Source organism: Paraburkholderia sp. MM5384-R2, from assembly GCF_014201025.1.
Lineage (GTDB): Bacteria > Pseudomonadota > Gammaproteobacteria > Burkholderiales > Burkholderiaceae > Paraburkholderia > Paraburkholderia tuberum.
On record NZ_JACHDI010000006.1, the window covers coordinates 136,393 to 153,899 of the forward strand.

17 protein-coding genes and 2 tRNA genes are annotated in these 17,507 nt (G+C 64.7%); 7 read left to right on the forward strand and 12 right to left on the reverse strand.

What is annotated here, in order from left to right:
• Window positions 1-62: 62 nt before the first annotated feature.
• A complete protein-coding gene (ppk1, locus tag HDG37_RS12715; RefSeq protein ID WP_184048125.1) occupies window positions 63-2,126 on the reverse strand; it encodes a polyphosphate kinase 1 in 2,064 nt (687 codons plus the stop codon).
• Window positions 2,127-2,330: 204 nt separating this feature from the next.
• On the opposite strand from ppk1, the gene ppx reads away from it, so the two are divergent.
• Complete coding sequence (gene ppx / locus HDG37_RS12720) at window positions 2,331-3,983, forward strand: exopolyphosphatase (RefSeq protein ID WP_184047716.1); 1,653 nt, start codon at window positions 2,331-2,333, stop codon at window positions 3,981-3,983.
• A gap of 93 nt (window positions 3,984-4,076) precedes the next feature.
• Here the strand turns inward: ppx and HDG37_RS12725 are convergent, their stop codons facing one another.
• The 5 genes from HDG37_RS12725 to HDG37_RS12745 form a co-directional block, all read right to left on the reverse strand.
• Window positions 4,077-4,889: a GNAT family N-acetyltransferase gene (locus HDG37_RS12725; RefSeq protein WP_184047719.1), complete on the reverse strand. Its 813-nt coding sequence runs from the start codon at window positions 4,887-4,889 to the stop codon at window positions 4,077-4,079.
• Window positions 4,890-5,044: 155 nt separating this feature from the next.
• The gene (locus HDG37_RS12730; RefSeq protein ID WP_018421227.1) at window positions 5,045-5,503 is read right to left on the reverse strand and encodes a histidine phosphatase family protein; all 459 of its coding nucleotides are present in this window, start codon (window positions 5,501-5,503) and stop codon (window positions 5,045-5,047) included.
• Window positions 5,504-5,714: 211 nt separating this feature from the next.
• Window positions 5,715-5,791 (reverse strand) — tRNA-Pro (locus tag HDG37_RS12735).
• A 110-nt stretch (window positions 5,792-5,901) separates the two neighbouring features.
• Entirely contained in the window at window positions 5,902-6,060 is a 159-nt protein-coding gene (locus tag HDG37_RS12740) for a DUF3309 family protein (protein WP_184047722.1), read from the reverse strand.
• A gap of 383 nt (window positions 6,061-6,443) precedes the next feature.
• The gene (locus tag HDG37_RS12745) at window positions 6,444-6,620 is read right to left on the reverse strand and encodes a hypothetical protein (RefSeq protein WP_018421224.1); all 177 of its coding nucleotides are present in this window, start codon (window positions 6,618-6,620) and stop codon (window positions 6,444-6,446) included.
• A 178-nt stretch (window positions 6,621-6,798) separates the two neighbouring features.
• Here HDG37_RS12745 and HDG37_RS12750 point away from each other — a divergent pair, with 178 nt between their 5' ends.
• Window positions 6,799-6,966, forward strand: coding sequence for a hypothetical protein (locus tag HDG37_RS12750; RefSeq protein ID WP_184047725.1), 168 nt, complete (start codon window positions 6,799-6,801; stop codon window positions 6,964-6,966).
• 213 nt (window positions 6,967-7,179) lie between these two features.
• Here the strand turns inward: HDG37_RS12750 and HDG37_RS12755 are convergent, their stop codons facing one another.
• From HDG37_RS12755 to HDG37_RS12775, 5 genes are all read right to left on the reverse strand, one after another.
• The gene (locus HDG37_RS12755; protein ID WP_184048129.1) at window positions 7,180-8,547 is read right to left on the reverse strand and encodes an MATE family efflux transporter; all 1,368 of its coding nucleotides are present in this window, start codon (window positions 8,545-8,547) and stop codon (window positions 7,180-7,182) included.
• A 56-nt stretch (window positions 8,548-8,603) separates the two neighbouring features.
• The gene (locus HDG37_RS12760; protein ID WP_184047728.1) at window positions 8,604-8,912 is read right to left on the reverse strand and encodes a DUF2288 domain-containing protein; all 309 of its coding nucleotides are present in this window, start codon (window positions 8,910-8,912) and stop codon (window positions 8,604-8,606) included.
• A 999-nt stretch (window positions 8,913-9,911) separates the two neighbouring features.
• The gene (locus HDG37_RS12765; protein WP_184047731.1) at window positions 9,912-10,238 is read right to left on the reverse strand and encodes a hypothetical protein; all 327 of its coding nucleotides are present in this window, start codon (window positions 10,236-10,238) and stop codon (window positions 9,912-9,914) included.
• Between the two features lie 94 nt (window positions 10,239-10,332).
• Window positions 10,333-11,055 (reverse strand): peptidoglycan DD-metalloendopeptidase family protein, encoded by a 723-nt coding sequence (locus tag HDG37_RS12770; protein ID WP_184047733.1) that lies wholly within the window; start codon window positions 11,053-11,055, stop codon window positions 10,333-10,335.
• 153 nt (window positions 11,056-11,208) lie between these two features.
• Window positions 11,209-12,117: an aldose epimerase gene (locus HDG37_RS12775; RefSeq protein ID WP_184047736.1), complete on the reverse strand. Its 909-nt coding sequence runs from the start codon at window positions 12,115-12,117 to the stop codon at window positions 11,209-11,211.
• A 585-nt stretch (window positions 12,118-12,702) separates the two neighbouring features.
• On the opposite strand from HDG37_RS12775, the gene HDG37_RS12780 reads away from it, so the two are divergent.
• The 5 genes from HDG37_RS12780 to HDG37_RS12800 all read left to right on the forward strand — a co-directional run bounded on the left by HDG37_RS12780 (window position 12,703) and on the right by HDG37_RS12800 (window position 16,478).
• Window positions 12,703-13,533: an undecaprenyl-diphosphate phosphatase gene (locus HDG37_RS12780; protein WP_184047739.1), complete on the forward strand. Its 831-nt coding sequence runs from the start codon at window positions 12,703-12,705 to the stop codon at window positions 13,531-13,533.
• 119 nt (window positions 13,534-13,652) lie between these two features.
• Window positions 13,653-13,729, forward strand: a tRNA-Arg gene (locus tag HDG37_RS12785).
• Between the two features lie 189 nt (window positions 13,730-13,918).
• Window positions 13,919-15,484, forward strand: a complete 1,566-nt coding sequence (locus tag HDG37_RS12790; protein ID WP_184047742.1) for a methyl-accepting chemotaxis protein — start codon at window positions 13,919-13,921, stop codon at window positions 15,482-15,484.
• 114 nt (window positions 15,485-15,598) lie between these two features.
• Window positions 15,599-15,982 (forward strand): RT0821/Lpp0805 family surface protein, encoded by a 384-nt coding sequence (locus HDG37_RS12795; protein ID WP_184047745.1) that lies wholly within the window; start codon window positions 15,599-15,601, stop codon window positions 15,980-15,982.
• 46 nt (window positions 15,983-16,028) lie between these two features.
• The gene (locus tag HDG37_RS12800; protein WP_184047748.1) at window positions 16,029-16,478 is read left to right on the forward strand and encodes an NUDIX hydrolase; all 450 of its coding nucleotides are present in this window, start codon (window positions 16,029-16,031) and stop codon (window positions 16,476-16,478) included.
• Between the two features lie 16 nt (window positions 16,479-16,494).
• Here HDG37_RS12800 and HDG37_RS12805 read toward each other — a convergent pair whose 3' ends face one another.
• On the reverse strand, window positions 16,495-17,388 hold the full coding sequence (locus HDG37_RS12805) for a transporter substrate-binding domain-containing protein (protein ID WP_184048132.1): 894 nt from the start codon (window positions 17,386-17,388) through the stop codon (window positions 16,495-16,497).
• Window positions 17,389-17,507 lie beyond the last annotated feature (119 nt).

Here is a 17,507-nt window from a genome sequence, read left to right on the forward strand (position 1 = left end):
TTTTTTATGCGCGCGGATCGTCGGGTGCCCGCCGTCGCGGCGAGCGCCCGAAACGCGGACGACTACGAACAGAACTTGCCGAGCAGACTCATCTGCGCATTGCGCGACGCCTTGCCCGGCCGGCGCCGGCGATAGTGACCGTCGCTCTGCATCAACCAGGCCGACTGGTTGTCGCCGAGAAACGCCGACAGCCCTTCCGCGATCACGCGCCGCTTCAGTCGCCGGTTGTTGACCGGGAATGCGACTTCGACGCGCCGGAACAGATTGCGATCCATCCAGTCGGCGCTCGACAGATAGACCTGTTCCTTGCCGCCGTCGTAGAAGTAGTAGATGCGATGGTGTTCGAGAAAGCGCCCGACGATCGAGCGCACCGTGATGTTCTCGGAGAGCCCTTGCACGCCCGGCTGCAGCGAGCACACGCCGCGCACGATCAGATCGATCTTCACGCCGGCCTGCGATGCTTCGTACAGCTCCGCGATCACCGTCGGCTCGAGCAATGCGTTCATCTTCGCGACGATGCGCGCCTTCCTGCCCGCGCGCGCATGCTCGGCTTCCTTGCGGATCGCGTCGACGAGCTTCGGATGCAGCGTGAACGGCGACTGCCACAGCTCGTGCAGCTTCAGCTCGCCGCCGATGCCGGTGAGCTGCTGGAACACATGGTGCACGTCCTCGCAGATCTTCTGATCGGCGGTCATCAGACCGAAATCGGTATAGAGGCGCGCGGTGCGCGGGTGATAGTTGCCCGTGCCGAGGTGCACGTAGCGCTTCAGGCTCGCCTTGCCGCCCGCCGACACGCGTCGCACGATCAGCATCATCTTCGCGTGGCACTTGTGGCCGACTACGCCGTAGACCACGTGCGCGCCGACCGCTTCGAGCTGCGAGGCCCAGTTGATGTTGGTTTCCTCGTCGAAGCGCGCGAGCAGCTCGACGACCACCGTGACTTCCTTGCCGTTGCGCGCGGCCTGCATCAGCGCATCCATCAGCGGCGAGTCGGTGCCGGTCCGATAGATGGTCTGCTTGATCGCGACCACGTTCGGGTCCTTGGCCGCCTGCAACAGCAGCTCGAGCACCGGCTGGAAGCTCTCGTACGGATGATGCAGCAGCACGTCGCCCTGATCGATCACGTCGAACATGCTCGTGCTGTTGGCGATCTGCCTCGGCGTCGACGGAATATGTGGCACGAACTTCAGATCGGGCCGGTCGACCATCTCGGGCAGCTGCATCAGCCGCACCAGATTGACGGGGCCGTTCACGTAGTAGCAGTCCTTGTTCGACAGAGCGCTTTCGTCGAGCAGGCGCCGCACCACATGCGTGGGCGTTTCCGCCGACACTTCGAGCCGCACCGCATTGCCCAGATGCCGCGCCGGCAGTTCGCCCTGCAACGCTACGCGCAGATTGGTGATTTCGTCTTCGTCGACGAACAGCTCGCTGTTGCGCGTGATGCGAAACTGATTGCAGCTGCGCACGAGGAGATTCGGAAACAGCTCGCCGACAAAGTGTTGGAGCAGCGAGCTCAGCAGCACGAAGCCATGCGGATAACCCGACAGCTCCTGCGGCATGCGCACGAGTCGCGGCAGCGCGCGCGGCGCCTGCACGATGCCCATCATCGCCTGACGGCCGAACGCGTCCTTGCCCTCGAGCTCGACGACGAAGTTCAGGCTCTTGTTCAGCACGCGCGGAAACGGATGCGCGGGGTCGAGACCGATCGGCGTGAGCACCGGCAGCAGTTCGTTGAAGAAGTAGTTGCGCGCCCATTCGGTCTGCGCGTCGCTCCAGGCTTCGTTGCCGTGGAAATAGATGCCTTCCTGTTCGAGCGCGGTGAGCACCGTGTCGTGCAGCATCGTGTACTGGCGATGCACAAGCTTTTGCGCACGTTCGACCACGAGGTCGTACATATGAAGCAGCGACATGCCGTCGGGCGACAATGCGCCGGGGTTGTCGCCCATCTGTTCCTGAAGCCCGGCCATGCGGACTTCGAAAAATTCGTCGAGGTTGCTACTGGTGATGCAGATAAAGCGGAGACGTTCGAGCAAGGGGACGGCGGGATCGGCGGCTTGCGCCAACACACGCTCGTTGAAACCCAGAATGCCCAGCTCGCGATTCAACAGGGGATAGCGGATGGACATCGGCGGCGAGATTGGAATGTCTGAAATGGAGACGGAAAGACGCTCGGAAATTCTCACGGTTTGGTGACGTCCTGATGACATCGGCGATGTTTTTAAGATTTTATGCCGCAATCGTCGTCTGCCGTCAATATGACGCGCTACCTATGCGACGATACCGAACTCCCTGCGCCGCGAGGTGACACCGTGAAGGCTGCTACGCTTAGAATGGCGTCTTTGAACAGTGCGGCTGGCCGCGACGCGCACCATGCGCCGAAGGCGCCGGGCAGGCGCGTGGCGCTGCCGGAGTCCGCCGCCACGCCCTCGGCCGCAGCCGCGGCGCTCGCGCGCATGGAGTACGCTTACCCGATGGTCAATATTCCACATCTCCTCGCCGCCGTCGATCTCGGTTCGAACAGCTTCCGGCTCATCGTGGGCCGGGTCGAGGAAACCGACGCGGGCAGCCAGATCTATCAGGTCGACGCCTTGCGCGAGCCGGTGCGGCTCGCGGCCGGGCTATCGAGCGACAAGATGCTCGATCGCGCATCGCAGGTGCGTGGCTGGGATGCGCTGAAGCGCTTCGGCGAGCGGTTGCGCGATTTTCATCCGGACCACGTGCGCGCGGTCGCGACCAATACGCTGCGCATCGCGAAGAATGCGGGCGAATTTCTCGGCGAAGCGCAGGCCGCGCTCGGTTTTCCGATCGAAGTGATCGCCGGGCGCGAGGAAGCGCGCCTGATTTATGCGGGCGCCGCGCACTCGGTGCCGGCGAGCGCGGGCAAGCGGCTCGTCGTCGATATCGGCGGTGGCTCGACGGAATTCATCATCGGCTCGCACTACACGCCGATCATGATGGAGAGCTTGTATATCGGCTGCGTGAGCCATAGCCGCGGGTTTTTCCCGGCCGGCAACGTCGACGAGTACACGATGCGCCAGGCCGAGCTCGCCGCGCGCCGCGAAATCCAGATCATTTCCGCCGAATACAGGAAGACCGGCTGGGAGCAGGCGATCGGCTCGTCGGGCACCGCGCGCGCGCTCGCCGAACTGGTGGAAGCGAACAATTTCAACGATGCGGGCGTCACCCACGGCATTTCGCGCGGCGGCCTCGAGCGGCTCAAGCGCGCGCTGATCAAGGCCGAAAACGTCAACCGGCTGAAACTGACTGCGCTGAAGAGCGACCGCGTGCCGGTGCTCGCGGGCGGCCTGTCGATCATGATCGCGGTGTTCGACGAACTGGGCGTCGACTATGTCGACACCACCGACGGCGCGCTGCGCCTCGGCGTCATGTACGACCTGCTCGGCCGTTCGCAGCACGAGGACATGCGTACGGTGACGGTCGAGGGCTTCATGCGCCGCTATGGCGTCGATCGCCCGCAGGCGGGGCGCATCGGCGATCTGTCGACGAGCTTCTACGACCAGTTCGTCGAACCGGACGAGGAACGCCGCGCGGAAAACCGCATGTTCATCGGCTGGGCGGCGTCGCTACACGAAATCGGCCTGTCGATCTCGCATAGCGCGTATCACAAACACTCGGCTTATATCGCGAGCAATGCCGACATGCCGGGCTTTTCGCGTACCGACCAGGCGCGCCTCGCCGCGCTCGTGCTCGGCCACGCGGGCAAGCTCGGCAAGCTGTCGCAGACGCGCGACGTCGAATGGCCGCTGCTGTTCTGTCTGCGGCTCGCGGCGTTGCTGTGCCGTCGGCGCGCGGACGTCGGCCTGCCGGGCATCACGGTTGCTCAGGCGAACGGCGGTTACGAGGTGCGTTTGCCGAACGAGTGGGTCGCCAACAATCCGTTGACGGATTACAGCCTGATCCAGGAGGCGGCGGAGTGGGAGAAAGTCGGGATTCCGTACCGTGTCGTTTATACGGACGATTGACGCGATGCGGATCGACGCACGCGTCGATTCGCGGCGTGTGCATGAACAAAAAAAGCCCTGCAAATGCAGGGCTTTTTCGTATCTCGGCGCAGCTTATCGCGGCAACGCATCGCCGAGGAAGTGCCGCGCATAGCGCGCGTTGATATCGGACAGACGGAACAGCGTCAGGAAATCCGCGGTATTGAAGTCGGGGTCCCACGCCGGTGCGCCGCAAATCTTCGCGCCGAGACGCAAGTAGCCCTTCACGAGCGGGGGCGGCGCGACGGCGGCACCCGTCTGCAGTTCGTCGACCGGCAGCGGCGTATGCGGGAATGCGCGATATTCGGGCGCGGTCAGCGCGTTGTCGCGCAGCGAGCAATACAGGTTCGCCGCATAGTGGCCGCCGTCGGCCATCGCGACGCTCGCGCAGCCGAGCATCGTCTCGTAGCCGTTGTGCTTCATGTACGCGGCGAGCCCGGCCCATAGCGACATGATCACCGAGCCGCTGCGATAGTCCGGATGCACGCACGAGCGGCCGACCTCGACCATCTTCGCGCGCAGATGCGTGAGACGCGACACGTCGAACTCGCTTTCCGCATATAGACGGCCGATGCGCGCGGCCTGATGCGGCGGCAGGGCGCGATACGTGCCGACTACTTTCAACGTGTCGAGATCGCGTACCAGCAAATGGTCGCAGTACGAATCGAAGGTATCGACGTCGAGGCCCGCGGGGCCGCTGAGGCGTGCGCCCATTTCGTCGGCGAAGACGCGATAGCGTAGACGCTGCGCTTCACGCAGCTCTTCGTCGGTACGCGCCCACGACACTTGCAGGCGATGCTGCGCGGTGACCGTTTCCTCGGCGCGCGGCAGACGGCGCGGTTCGAAAAGCGAGGCGAAGGGCAGGGTGGGCGTCGGCAGTTCTCGCATTGGCTGTCCTGGTCGAAAAGAGTGAGGATTTCTTTTTTCGCCAATGTAGTAACGCGCGGTGACGCTCGCATGGCAAAGCCGTGACGATTGGATGACTGCCCGTAAGCCTTCGCGTGGGTGCCTGTAATGTCGGAGGTGTCGCGCGACACGCGGGCTCAGATCAGATCGGGGCTGATGGCGGCGCGCAACACCGCCTCATCTTCGCCGTTGCGCTCGCGGCTCTCGATCCACCAGATGCCGGCTTTTTTCAGTGGCCAGCTCGCGCGGCTGTCGCCGAGCAGTTGCGCGGCGACGTGGCCGAGCGTCGGTTGATGGCCGACGATCACCACGGTTTGCGCGATGCCGCCGGGCCAGCCGGCCGCTTCCAGGACGTCGTTCGCGCTCGCGTTCGGCGCGAGTTCGCGCACGACGCGGTACTGGTCGCTCAACGTCTCGGCGGTCTGGATGGTGCGCACGGCGGGGCTCGCGAGTATGACCGCATCGTCGGGCAAACGGGCGCGCAGCCATTTCGCGGCGTTCTGCGCCTGCTTGCGGCCGCGCGTGGTGAGCGCGCGGGAGAGATCGCTCGCGGCGACATCTTCTGCTTCGGCGTGACGCCAGAGGATCAGGTCCATGGGAGTCTCCTTTTTGAGCGGCTTGGGATGGCGTTGCGGCGGGCTTGCGCGTCTTCGCAGCGAGATACCTGCCCAAGCACTGTCGCATGCGCGGGTGATGATTTGCAAGGCGAGTCCCTGACGGGGCGGCTGTCGGCGTCCACGTGAACGCGAGCCAAAAAAGCAAAAACCCGCGAAGCCGGAGGCTTCGCGGGTTTCGACCTGCTTTTCGTGGTCGGAGCGATAGGATTCGAACCTACGACCCTCTGATCCCAAATCAGATGCGCTACCAGGCTGCGCTACGCTCCGACGAATCCGAGAGTATAGGGGGTGCGGGCAGGAGCGTCAATCCCTTGGCGGCACCAACCGCACGGGCAACGACGTTCACCGTAGCGGGCTCGCGCCGGCCTCGCGGTGGGCTATATACGCCCCATCAACAGCAGAACGATCACGATGATCAGCACGATGCCGACGAGTCCAGTCGGCCGATAGCCCCAGCCGCTGCTATACGGCCAGCTTGGCAACGCGCCGATCAGCAGCAGGATGAGCACGATTAGCAGGATGGTTCCGACGGTCATGGCGTTCTCCTTTTTGAGGGGGCCGCGAAATCGCTGGCCGCATCTTCACGCTGGTTTGGCGCGCGCGCCGCGACAATCGACGCGCGTGTCGCGCGTCTGTTGCTGGATCGGAACCAGCAAGGCATGTGCCCATCACCCGTTAAGCTCGATGCAGTGAGGCCTTGGACGAGAGCGCAGAAGGAGAGAGCGACGCAGGAATCGTCGTCGTTCGATGTAGGTATGCCCAAAGAACCGGAAAGGCGTTGCGCACGTCCAGCGGACCTCGAGGCGCGCAGGCGCCGCAACGCCGGTCAACGCGTCATCGAGCGGACGCGCGACTGACACACCGTGACATGCCGGTGCCGCGGCCAGAGGCCATTCGGTCCGAGTCGAAGATCACCCGCTCAATGCCTTGGACGCCTCCAATGCGGCATATGTAGATGCTGATGCGTCCAGTGATGCAGCATGCCCTCGCCGTCGTGTTCACGCCGGTAGGCCCGCGATTCGAAAATCGACAACGCCACCAGCACGATCAGGCCTATTGCGAGCCCGATCAGGCCCGCGATCGATTCACCGTCCATGGCAGTCTCCCGGTAGGTTCAGCCATGAACCCATAGTAGCGCAGGTCCGGCGAAATCTCACGAACTGGAACGGGCGACGCACAAGGTGTGTGATGGCGTCGCCGAACGTGCTTTGCGGTTAGACTCTCGGCGCGCCGGCGGACGTCCGCCATCGCTTTGTCCCGGAGACGATTGCAAAATGACTCGCGTTCTGACTCTTGCCTTGCTGTTGTGCGCCGGCGTCGCCGGCTGTGCGGACCATCCGTCCGCGCATCGCGGCAGCCCACCACATGATCCCGCCGACTACCACGGCGTGCCCACCGACGATCGGCCGCCCGCGATGGTGCCCGCGCCCGTCGCGCAGTGAGCGCTCGTTGAAGTGAAAACGAGCGGGAAAGGGCGGGGAAAGCGAAGCACCGGCGCGGGCACGCCGGCACTTCTGACCCGTGCCGACGGTTCGCGCGGAGAGCACGGGCTGAGAGCATTCCAGGACGCGCTCGTTATGCGATATGTATGCGCTTGTTTCAAGCCGTAACGGTCTGTCGTCCGCCGAATAGCCAACGGTGCCCAGCGCACCGCGCTAGGCAGCCGCAAGCCCCCGCGACACGCCCGGCAGGTAACGCGCGAGCGTTGCGCCACGCGTGGCCATGAAGATCAGCAGCGCGATCCACAGCCCGTGATTGCCGTGCCACGCGAGCAATGCCGACGACGCCGCCACGAACACCGCAAGCGACACCGCCATCGACATCATCAGCTCGCGCGTTCGCGTCGCGCCGATGAACACGCCGTCGAGCAGGAAGCCCCACACCGAAATGACCGGCGACAGCGCCGCCCACGGCAGATAGGTTTCGGCCGCGGCACGCACGGCGGCCTGATCGGTCAGCCGCTCGATGATCCACGCGCCCGCGCCCCAGTACACGCACGAGAAGCCGATCGCGCCGAGCGCCGACCACAGCGCGGTGACCTTGACCGCCTGCGCGAACGCGTGACGATCGCGCGCACCGATCGCCGCGCCGACCAGCGCCTCGGCCGCGTGCGCGAAACCGTCGAGCCCGTACGCCATGAAGGTCTGGAAATTGAGTAGCAATGCGTTCGCGGCGAGCGTCGCGTCGCCTTGCCGCGCGCCGAGATGCGCGAACCAGCCGAACGACGACAGCAGGCACAGCGTGCGCACGAAGATGTCGCGATTGAGCACGACGAGCCGCTTCAGCGCGGCGGCGTCGAACAAGGCGGCGCGATTCAGCGCGGGCAGGCCGCGTGGCCTGCCGTGCCATAGCAGGGCGAGCCCGAGCACGAAGCCGAGCGCGTCGGCGGTCGCGGTAGCCGCGCCGATGCCGGCCACGCCCCAATGAAACGCGTACACGTACAGCAGCACCGCGGCGATGTTCACGCTGTTGATGAAGACCTGCGACAGCAATGCGAGCCGCACCTGCTGCGTGCCGAGCAGCCAGCCGAGTATCACGTAGTTGCCGAGCGCGAGCGGCGCGGCCCAGATGCGCGCGTGGCAATAAGCCTGCGCGTGCCGCTGCACGGCGTCGCTGCCGCCGATCGCCCGCAGCGCATAGTCGATCAGCGGTTGCTGCACGAGCAGCACCGTTGCGCCGATCGCGGCCGCCATCAGCAGTGCGCGCACGACGGTGTTGCGCAACTCGTCGCTGCGGCCCGCGCCGTGCGCCTGCGCGACGAGGCCGGTCGTGCTCATGCGCAGGAAGCCGAAGCCCCAGAACACGAAGTTGAAGAAGAGCCCGCCGAGCGCGACGCCGCCGAGGTAAGAGGCGCTGTCCAGATGACCAGCGACGGCGGTGTCGACCGCACCGAGGATCGGTTGCGTCAGATTCGCGAGGACGATCGGGAACGCGAGCGCGAGCACCCGGCGATGCCAGCGCACCGGCAGCGCGGGCGCGCTGGCTGGGTGTGCGGCGGGTTCGGATCGCGCGGCGGGGGGCATACCGGCATCGGGCGTACCGGCATCGGGCATACCGGCATCGGGCGTCCTCGCGTCGTTCAAGAGCGCTCCTGCACGCACACCCAAGGAGAGACGACGACGGCCCACAGCTCGGGGTCGCGCGCGGCGAAATCGGCGGCCGTCTCCGCCTGAACGCGCACGACGAGGCCGGAGGACAACCATTGGGCGACCCGGGTGGTGTCGTCGTTGGCGATTGCCTCGGCGACGCTCACGAGATCGAGGTCGCGCGCGACGTGCAGCAGTATGCCGCGCGCAAAAAAACGTTCGAGTTCGCTCCAGCCGATCTTGGCGGTTTCGCCGAGCAGCTTCGCATAAAGGGGGCTTTGGGAGGCGTCGTTGGAGGTCATCGTGGACAGGGTCGGACGGGGCCGTCACTATAAACTATTGGCAAGGACCGGCGGGCCGCGTGGCGGCCTTGCGCAACGTGCCGGGCGGTTTTTTTATGCAGCGCTGACTGAATCGGATTCTGAACCTGGATGCCGGCGGATTCAACGACGGCGGCACACGAGGCGTGCCGCCCACCAGCACCGGCCATTAATCGTCCGAATATTCAAAACTGAAACGAGTTTGAATGCGGTTTCAATATTGTCGGCGGAATTGTCGATGTTAAAGATTTCACTATTCGCGAATTTGTTGTGAAAACGTATCGGCGCTTATTCGGAAGAGTTGCCGCGACTAATCGATGCGTTACGTGCGTTTGCGCACCAAGTTAATATTCGCAAGGCAAAGCGGCGTTATTGCCGAATGAGTTAGTGTTATTCGGCCAGACGTCTTTCCTCTGCTGGTTTGGCGGGACTTTCCGCCGATGGCCCAAGAACATTAGCCGGTGCGATACTCCGACATTCCTGGTTTGAATGATTTGGCGTGTGGAGTATCCCGGCTGCGGCGCATTAAGACGGTCTGATTCCGACATTTCCGATTCACGGATTGCGGAATCCGTACGCCGTGTAACATTAGCCGCAAAATTAATGCATTGCGCTTGGAAATACAGATTGTTAGATTTCGTTCTGGCGCATGGTGAACCGGTCCTTTGCCGATATGCGCCGAACCCCCGTTAGCCCGGCCTCGTGCCGGGCTTTTTTTTTGAATGGATTTACGCGGATGTTTAACCTGCCGCAGCGATCTTCACCGCGAATTCACATGTGCGGCCGATGATGGCGGATTATTTGTTTCGGCGCGAGAGTCATGACCGGGGTGATCATTTTTGTCGGCGTATGGCTAATCGCGCTCGCGTTGCTGGTGCGCTTCGCCGCGCGCATCGATCCGCGCTCCGGGCGCTGGCGACGCCGCTAAGCGGTGACGCTCTGCCGCTCGGCGGCCACGCGTGCCGCACGGCGCGCTGCCTTTTACTGCTTGCAGCGGATGACCATCGAACGGTTTTTCACATTCGCGCCGAAAATCCCACCGATCGTGCCGCCCGCCGTCGCGCCGTTGTCGACGTCTTTCGAAACCACGTCGTACCCGTAGTTGCCGCAGGTTTCGCCCGCGCGCTTGTAGCACTCGGCCCAGCTCGTGCTGGCATCGCTGCCGCTGCAGTTGATCGCGAAGCCGGTGTCGCCGCTCGGCAGATAGGTCATCGTGGTCGTGGTCGAGCAGCCGCCGAGGCCGCCGAGCGTCAGGAGGCCAAGACTGATCGTCGCAGCCGCCGCGACGCGCGCCAATGGGCTTTTCATTTCAGATTCCTTGCAGATAACCGAAGGGCGGGGCGCGCAGCCACGCCGCTTCGAATTGAGCGTTTATAGCACGGCGGGTTCTCGCGCCCGTCGCCTAGCGTGGTGGCAGTTCTTTCGACGGATCGATCGAACGGCCCTGGTAGCGCAATTCGAAATGCAGCATCACGCGATTGGTATCGGTGTCGCCCATTTCGGCGATTTTCTGGCCGCGCTTGACCGATTCGCCTTCCTTCACCAACAGCGCGCGGTTATGCGCGTAAGCGGTCAGATAGTCGGCGTTGTGCTTGAGGATCAGCAGATTGCCGTAGCCGCGCAGACCGTTGCCCGCATAGACGACGGTGCCAGGCGCCGCCGCGACGATAGGCGTGCCGGCCGCCGCGGCAATATCGATACCCTTCGAGTTGCCGCCGTCGAAACCGCGGAACACCGTGCCGTCGGCCGGCCATACCAGCGAGATCGGTGCGGGCGCGGTCGCCGGCGCAGTGTCCGCGGGCGCAGGACGCGGCGCGGCCGCCACGCTCGCGCTGCCACTGCTGCTATCGCCACCGCCGCTGCGGATCGCGCCGCTCGTCGACGCCGCGCCGCCTGGCGGCGCGACGCGCAGCACCTGGCCGACCTCGATGCGGTCGGGATTGGTCAGGTTGTTCCAGCGTGCGATGTTCTGCACCGATTGCCGGTTGCCGCGCGCGATTTTCGACAGCGTGTCGCCCCGTTCGACCCGGTAGTAGCCCGGCCCCACCGGCGCCGACCCGCACGCGGCGAGCAGCGCGAGCAATGCCGCGCAGCCGAGTCGTTTGATTCTTGTCGTTTCCAGCATTGGACCTCGCAAAACACTGCCGCGCGCTGATCCCGATCACGCGGCACAGACAGACAAAGCGTTCGATTCTAACGGTTTTGTGTTGCGCCCCCCGGCGAGGGGAGCGAAGTGGCGGGCGGCCGCTTCGAGCGGCTCGCCGCCGGCGCCGGCGTATCAGCTGGTCTTCTCGACGGTAATGCGCAGTGCCGCCGTTTCGGTTTGTCCCGGCTCGAGCCAGCGCAAACCTCGGCCGTTGTGGATCGCATCGGGCAACCCGAGCCACGGCTCCACGCAGTAAAAGTCCGACTGCGGCGTTTCAGTCCACGTCGTCACCGCGTACCAGGGCGCCGAGCCGGGCCGCTGCAGATCGATCGTGATCACGCGATCGATGCCCGGCGCCTCGACCCTCACCGGTCGATCGGGCGTGCCGGTCAGGCAATGAAAGCGGTCGTAGATGCGGTCTTCGTCGAGCGTGTAGCTCGCTTCGCCCGGCTCGGCGGGGCTGATCGAGCCGTCCTCGAGCTGACGGCACCGCTCGGTGCGCGGCAGTTCGAGCGTCGCCTGCGCGCGCTGCGTGTGCGGCAGCGTGAAGTAGAAGTGATGGCCGGCGTAGTAGGGCAGGCGCGCGTCGCCGGTATTGGTGGTGGTCAGCGTCACGTCGAGCGTGCGCGGATCGACGAGCTCGTAGGCGGCCTCGAAGCGGAAGCCGAACGGATAGGAGCCGCGGGTCGCTTCACTGTCGGTCAGAACCATCCGCAGGCCGGCGCCATGCACGTCGGCGTGAGGCTCGAACGGCAGGTCGCGCGCGAAGCCGTGCATCGGCAGCTCGCGCACGGTGCCCCGCGCGTCACGCCAATAGCCGATCTTGCCGTCGACACGATGACGGCCGAGAAATGGAAACAGCAGCGGATTGCCGCCGCGAATCCGCGCGGGCACGCTCCAGTCGGCGTGCTCGGGCCAGTGAATCACCTCTTCGCCGTCGATCGTCCACGACAGCAGACGGCCGCCGGCTTGCGGCGAAAAACGGAGCACCGAGGCGTCCTGGGCGATCTCGAGAATGTCCTGTTCCGGGGAGAGGGGCATGGTCAATAGCTAGCCAGATAGAGGTTGAGGGTCGCGCAAAGCGGCCGCGTGGGTCGGCCGTTGCATCTGCATCGAAGCGGCGTTTTGCGCCATTCGCGGCGACGGCGTCTCGCGAGGCGAAACCGCGATTTTGCGCTGCTTTGCGCTACGGGGAAACCCTTCCCGGGAAATTGCGGGTGTCGGAAAACGGCGAATCCTATTGATAATCCGTCGGAGCGTCCGGTCCATCCGACTCCCGGGCGAATCGGCTCAGGAGGCATCATGGATCTCGCAACGGCAATGGCGGTGGCCTTATTCGGTATATTCACCGCCAGCACGTACTACTTCTTCCACTCTCTCAAACGCTGATCCGCTGGTTTCATTCCCTGCTTTCACAGCACGCGCGCGACGAATCCGCCGCCCGCTTTCTTGCTCTCGCGTAACAACGGTGTCGAGTTGTGACGCGGCGCGTCAATATCTCTCCGAATGTGGCCTAACCGCTTGGCGCTGGGTGTGTAGCCAGGCATAATCGGTGCGCCTTTGACGCGCCGGTCCCCCTTTTGTGCGGCGCGCAGTTCCCGACACTTTGCTTACAAGGACCGCCGCGTGAACCTGTCGTTTCTCATTTTTCTGAGCGTGCTGCAAGGCGTTACCGAACTGTTTCCGGTGAGCAGCCTTGGCCACACGCTGCTCGTGCCAGCCCTGTTCGACATGCATATCGACAAGCATGCGCCGCAACTGCTGCCGTTCCTCGTCGCCCTGCATCTCGGCACCGCGTTCGCGCTGCTGTGGTACTTCCGCGCGCGCTGGTACGCGCTGGTGCGCGGTTTCTTCGCGTCGCTCGGCGGCCGCCGCAACGACGACGGTCACATGATGTGGGCGCTGATCATCGGTACGATTCCGGCGGGCCTCGTCGGTCTCGTGCTGGAAAAGCGCCTCGAGGCGCTTTTTCATGATCTGCGGATCGTCGCGATCGCGTTGATCGTGAATGGCGTGCTGCTGTGGTTCGGCGATCGTCTGCAACGCGCGCGCGCGCATCAGCCGCCGGAAAAGCTGACGTTCCGCCAGGCGTTCTTCGTCGGCCTCGCGCAGATCGGCGCGCTGATTCCGGGCTTCTCGCGCAGTGGCCTGACGATGATCGCCGGCAATGCGGCCGGCCTCACCACCGAGAAAGCCGCCGAGTTTTCGTTCTTGCTCGGCACGCCGATCATTTTCGCGGCTGGCGTACTCGAACTGCCGAAGCTGCTTCACGCGCCGAGCCAGCTTGCCGACGCGGTGCTCGGCGGCGTGCTGACCGCGATCGCAGCGTACCTGAGCGTGCGTTTCCTGATGCGCTATTTCGAAGGCCGCGGACGTCTCGCGTCGTTCGGCGCGTACTGCGCGATCGCGGGGATCCTGTTCCTCGGCTGGTTCATGCTGCATCCGCAGCCGGTCTGAGCGCGCCGGGCGATCGGTTATAATCCGGGCCCGGTTGGTTGCAGGTCAGTTAGAATTTTAGTTTGTGGGAAATCGGGCGGCTCGCCGCGAGTGCCGGTTTCATGCAGATATCGTTCCATACGGCAGTAGCTCAGCTGGATAGAGCATCGGCCTTCTAAGCCGAGGGTCGGGGGTTCGAGCCCCTCCTGCCGTACCAGAATCATCGAAGGGTTACAGGTTTCGCGCCTGTAACCCTTTTTGTTTTTGTGCCATGTTGCGCGCCCGGTGGCTGCCAGGCCGTCGCGTGTTCGTATGGCTCGCTTCGGGTGTTTCCCGACTCAGGAAATCGCGCGCGGCGCCGTTAATTCAACAGAACCGTGTGACGCACCGCGATGGAGAAATCAGCGTGAACCGACTTAGCCTCAACACCAAACTCTGGCTCGCGCTGCTGATTACGTGGCTCGGCCTGCTCGGCCTCGGCGGCTGGGCCGCATGGCAGTCGCGCGCGACGATGCTGGCCGAGCGCAAGTCGGCGGTGCAGAACGTCGTGGAAAGCGCGTACGGCATCGTCGCCGACTACGCGCAGCGCGCCGACCAGCACGAATTGACGCCCGAACAGGCGCGGCAGCAGGCGCTGGCGCGGCTCTCCGCGATGCGCTACCCCGGCAGCGGCTACATGATCGTGTCGACTGCCACGCCGGTCGTGATCATGCATCCGATGCTCGCCGATCTGCGCAACAAGGACGTGTCGCACTACGCGGACAGCGACGGCAAGCTGCTGTTCGTCGAAATGGTCAAGGTCGCGCAGGCGCACGGGCAGGGCTTCGTCGATTACATGGGCCGCCTCGCCGGCAACAACGAGCGCGTGCCGAAGATCAGCTTCGTCAAGCGCTTTGCCGCGTGGGACTGGTATCTGATTTCGGGTGTCTACGTCAACGACATCGACGCGGCGTTCCGCGCCGACCTGCTGCGCTATCTGCTGACGATCCTCGTGATCGGCAGCTTCAGCACCGTCGCGCTCGTGCTGATCATCCGCAACGTGAAGCGCAGTCTCGGCGGCGAGCCCGCCTATGCGGCGAGCGTCGCGGAGACGATTGCCGACGGCGATCTGTCGTGCCCCGTCGCGCTGGCCGGAGACGATCAGGAAAGCATGCTGTTCGCGATGCAGCGCATGCAAAGCCGCCTCGCCGACGCGATCCGGCGCATTCGCGGCGGCACCGAAACGATCACGGTCGCGGCCGAAGAGATCGCCGCCGGCAATCTCGATCTGTCGGCGCGAACGGAACAGCAGGCGTCGTCGCTCGGCGAAACGGCCGCGAGCATGGAGCAGCTGACGGCGACCGTCAAGCAGAACGCCGACAACGCGCTGCAGGCCAATCGCATGGCGCGCTCGGCGTCGCAGCTCGCGGGCGAGGGCGGCGAGGCCGTGCAGCACGTCGTCGCGAACATGCAGAGCATCGCGGCGAGCTCGGCGCGGGTGGTCGATATCATCGGCGTGATCGAAAGCATCGCGTTTCAGACCAACATCCTCGCGCTGAACGCGGCCGTCGAAGCCGCGCGCGCCGGCGAGGAGGGCCGCGGCTTCGCGGTCGTCGCGGGCGAGGTGCGCAACCTCGCGCGCCGCAGCGCCGACGCGGCCAAGGAGATCAAGACGTTGATCGAGGATTCGGTCGCGCGCGTCGGCAGCGGCAAGACGCTCGTCGAGAAGGCGGGCGGCACGATGGAGTCGCTCGTCGATGCGGTGAAGCGCGTGACCGACATCATCAGCGAGATCTCCGCCGCGTCCGACGAGCAGAGCCGCGGCATCGAGCAGGTCAATCTCGCGATCGCGCAGATGGACGAGACCACCCAGCAGAACGCGGCGATGGTCGAACAGGCGGCGGCCGCCGCGCAGTCGATGCAGGAGCAGGCGCAGATGCTGCGCGACGTCGTCAACACGTTCCGCCTGCAGGGGACGGCCGCCGCGCGTTGATGGCCGCGTCGATGGCGCGCTGCCTGCCGAAGTGTGCATGCTATGCTTTTGAGGTCAGGATCAAAAGCCGCCGTGCGCCCGTGCGCGCCGTGCACACTTCGAGGAGAGTCCTACATGTCGACGCGAACCCGTGTGCTGTTCCACCTCAGTGCCGCGAGCCTTTTGCTCGGCGCGGCGATCGGCGCGCAAGCGGCGAACCTGGCCTTCCTGAACGACACGCCCATCACCTACATGAAACAGCGCGACAACGACTCGATCAAGCATGCGGTCATGAGCGCGCTCAATGACAGGAAGGACGGCGAGAGCTTCACGTGGGTCAACGACGGCACCGGCAATAGCGTGAAGATCGACGCGACCATCTCGATGGACAGCACCTCGACCGAAGGCGGACGCACCTGCCGCACCCTCGGGGTCGTACTCAATGCGAAAGGGCAATCGATGAACCTGCGTCCGAACTTCTGCAAGGAAGGCGGCGCCTGGCAGCTGCAGAAGCGTTGAGCATGCGTGAGCGCGGCGCGAGAGGTGCATGCAGTGAGGCTGCGCGATGAGCCCGCGAATCGTCTCGTGCGGGATCGTGCTGCTCGATCCCGACGGACGCGTGCTGCTCGCGCACGCCACCGAAACGACGCACTGGGACATCCCGAAAGGCCAGGGCGAGGCCGGCGAGGCGCCGCACGTGACGGCGCTGCGCGAGATGGTCGAGGAAACCGGCATCGCGCTCGAGGCCGATCGGCTGAAGGATCTCGGCCTGTTCGTCTACCGGCGCGACAAGGACCTGCATCTGTTCGCGGCGCGCGCGGGTGCCGGCGAGCTCGATCTGAGCACGTGCACCTGCACGTCGCTGTTTCCGCGCCGCTCGGACGGCACGCTGATCCCCGAAATGGACGACTACCGCTGGGCGTCGATCGAAGAGGTGCCGCGCTATGCGAGCCGTAGTCTGACGCGGCTCTTCGAGACGACGCTGTCGCTCACGGAGTTGCACCGGTCGCTATAGACGGCGCACGCCGCCTTCAATCGAGCGCGTGGTCGTTCGGATGCGCGAACAACGCGCGGTTCTGCTCCGACAGCGGGAAATTGACGTTGATGCCATGCGGCGGAATCGGCTGCGTGAACCACTGCCGATACAGACGCTCGGCGTCGCCGGACGTCTGCGAGCGCACGATCACGCGATTCACGAGCGCGCGGAACGGCTCGTCGCCCTTGCGGAACATGCACGCATAAACCTCGTAGCCAAGCGGCGTGCCCGTCACGATGAAATCGTCGGGATGCGGGTCGGTCGCCTTGAAACCGTAGACGATCGGCTCGTCCATCACGAACGCCACCGCGTGACCGTCCTTCATCGCGTTGAAGGCGTCCTGATGGTCGCGCACGCTCATGATGCGCATGTTCAGCTGCTTGTCGGTGTTGAGGCTGCGCAGCAGGCGCTCGTCGGACGTGCCCGCGGTCGTCACGACCGGCTTGCCGGCCAGATCGGGGAAATCGGTGATGCCGCTGTTCCTGCGCGTGATCATGCGCACCGCGTACTGGAAAAAGCTGTCTGAAAACGCGGCGACGTTTTCGCGCTCTACCGTGTGTGTGGTCGAGCCGCATTCGAGATCGATCTGGTTGTTCAGCAGCATCGGCATGCGGTTCGACGACGTGACCGTGACTTCGTGAACCCGCAGTTGCGCCATGCCGAGCGTTTTCCTGATTTCATCGACGATCTGCATCGCGATCGCCTGCGAGTAGCCGACCGTGCGCCTGCCGTCGAAGTACGAGAACGGGATCGACGCCTCTCGCACGCCGAGCACGACGACGCCGTCGTCGTGGATCTTTCTCAGCGTGCCGGTCAGTTCATCCGCGCGGGCGGGGCCGGTGAACGCGAGCGCGCCGCAGGCGGCCAGCGTAAGCAGCACGCTGTACATGCCGCGCAGCAGACGCGGGAAGCGTGAGCCGCACGCGCTCCGTGCGACGCGAACCCTACCTTCAGACCCTTCCCGGTGACGGCCTGCAACCTTCATCGGACCTCCCGGACCGGCGCGCT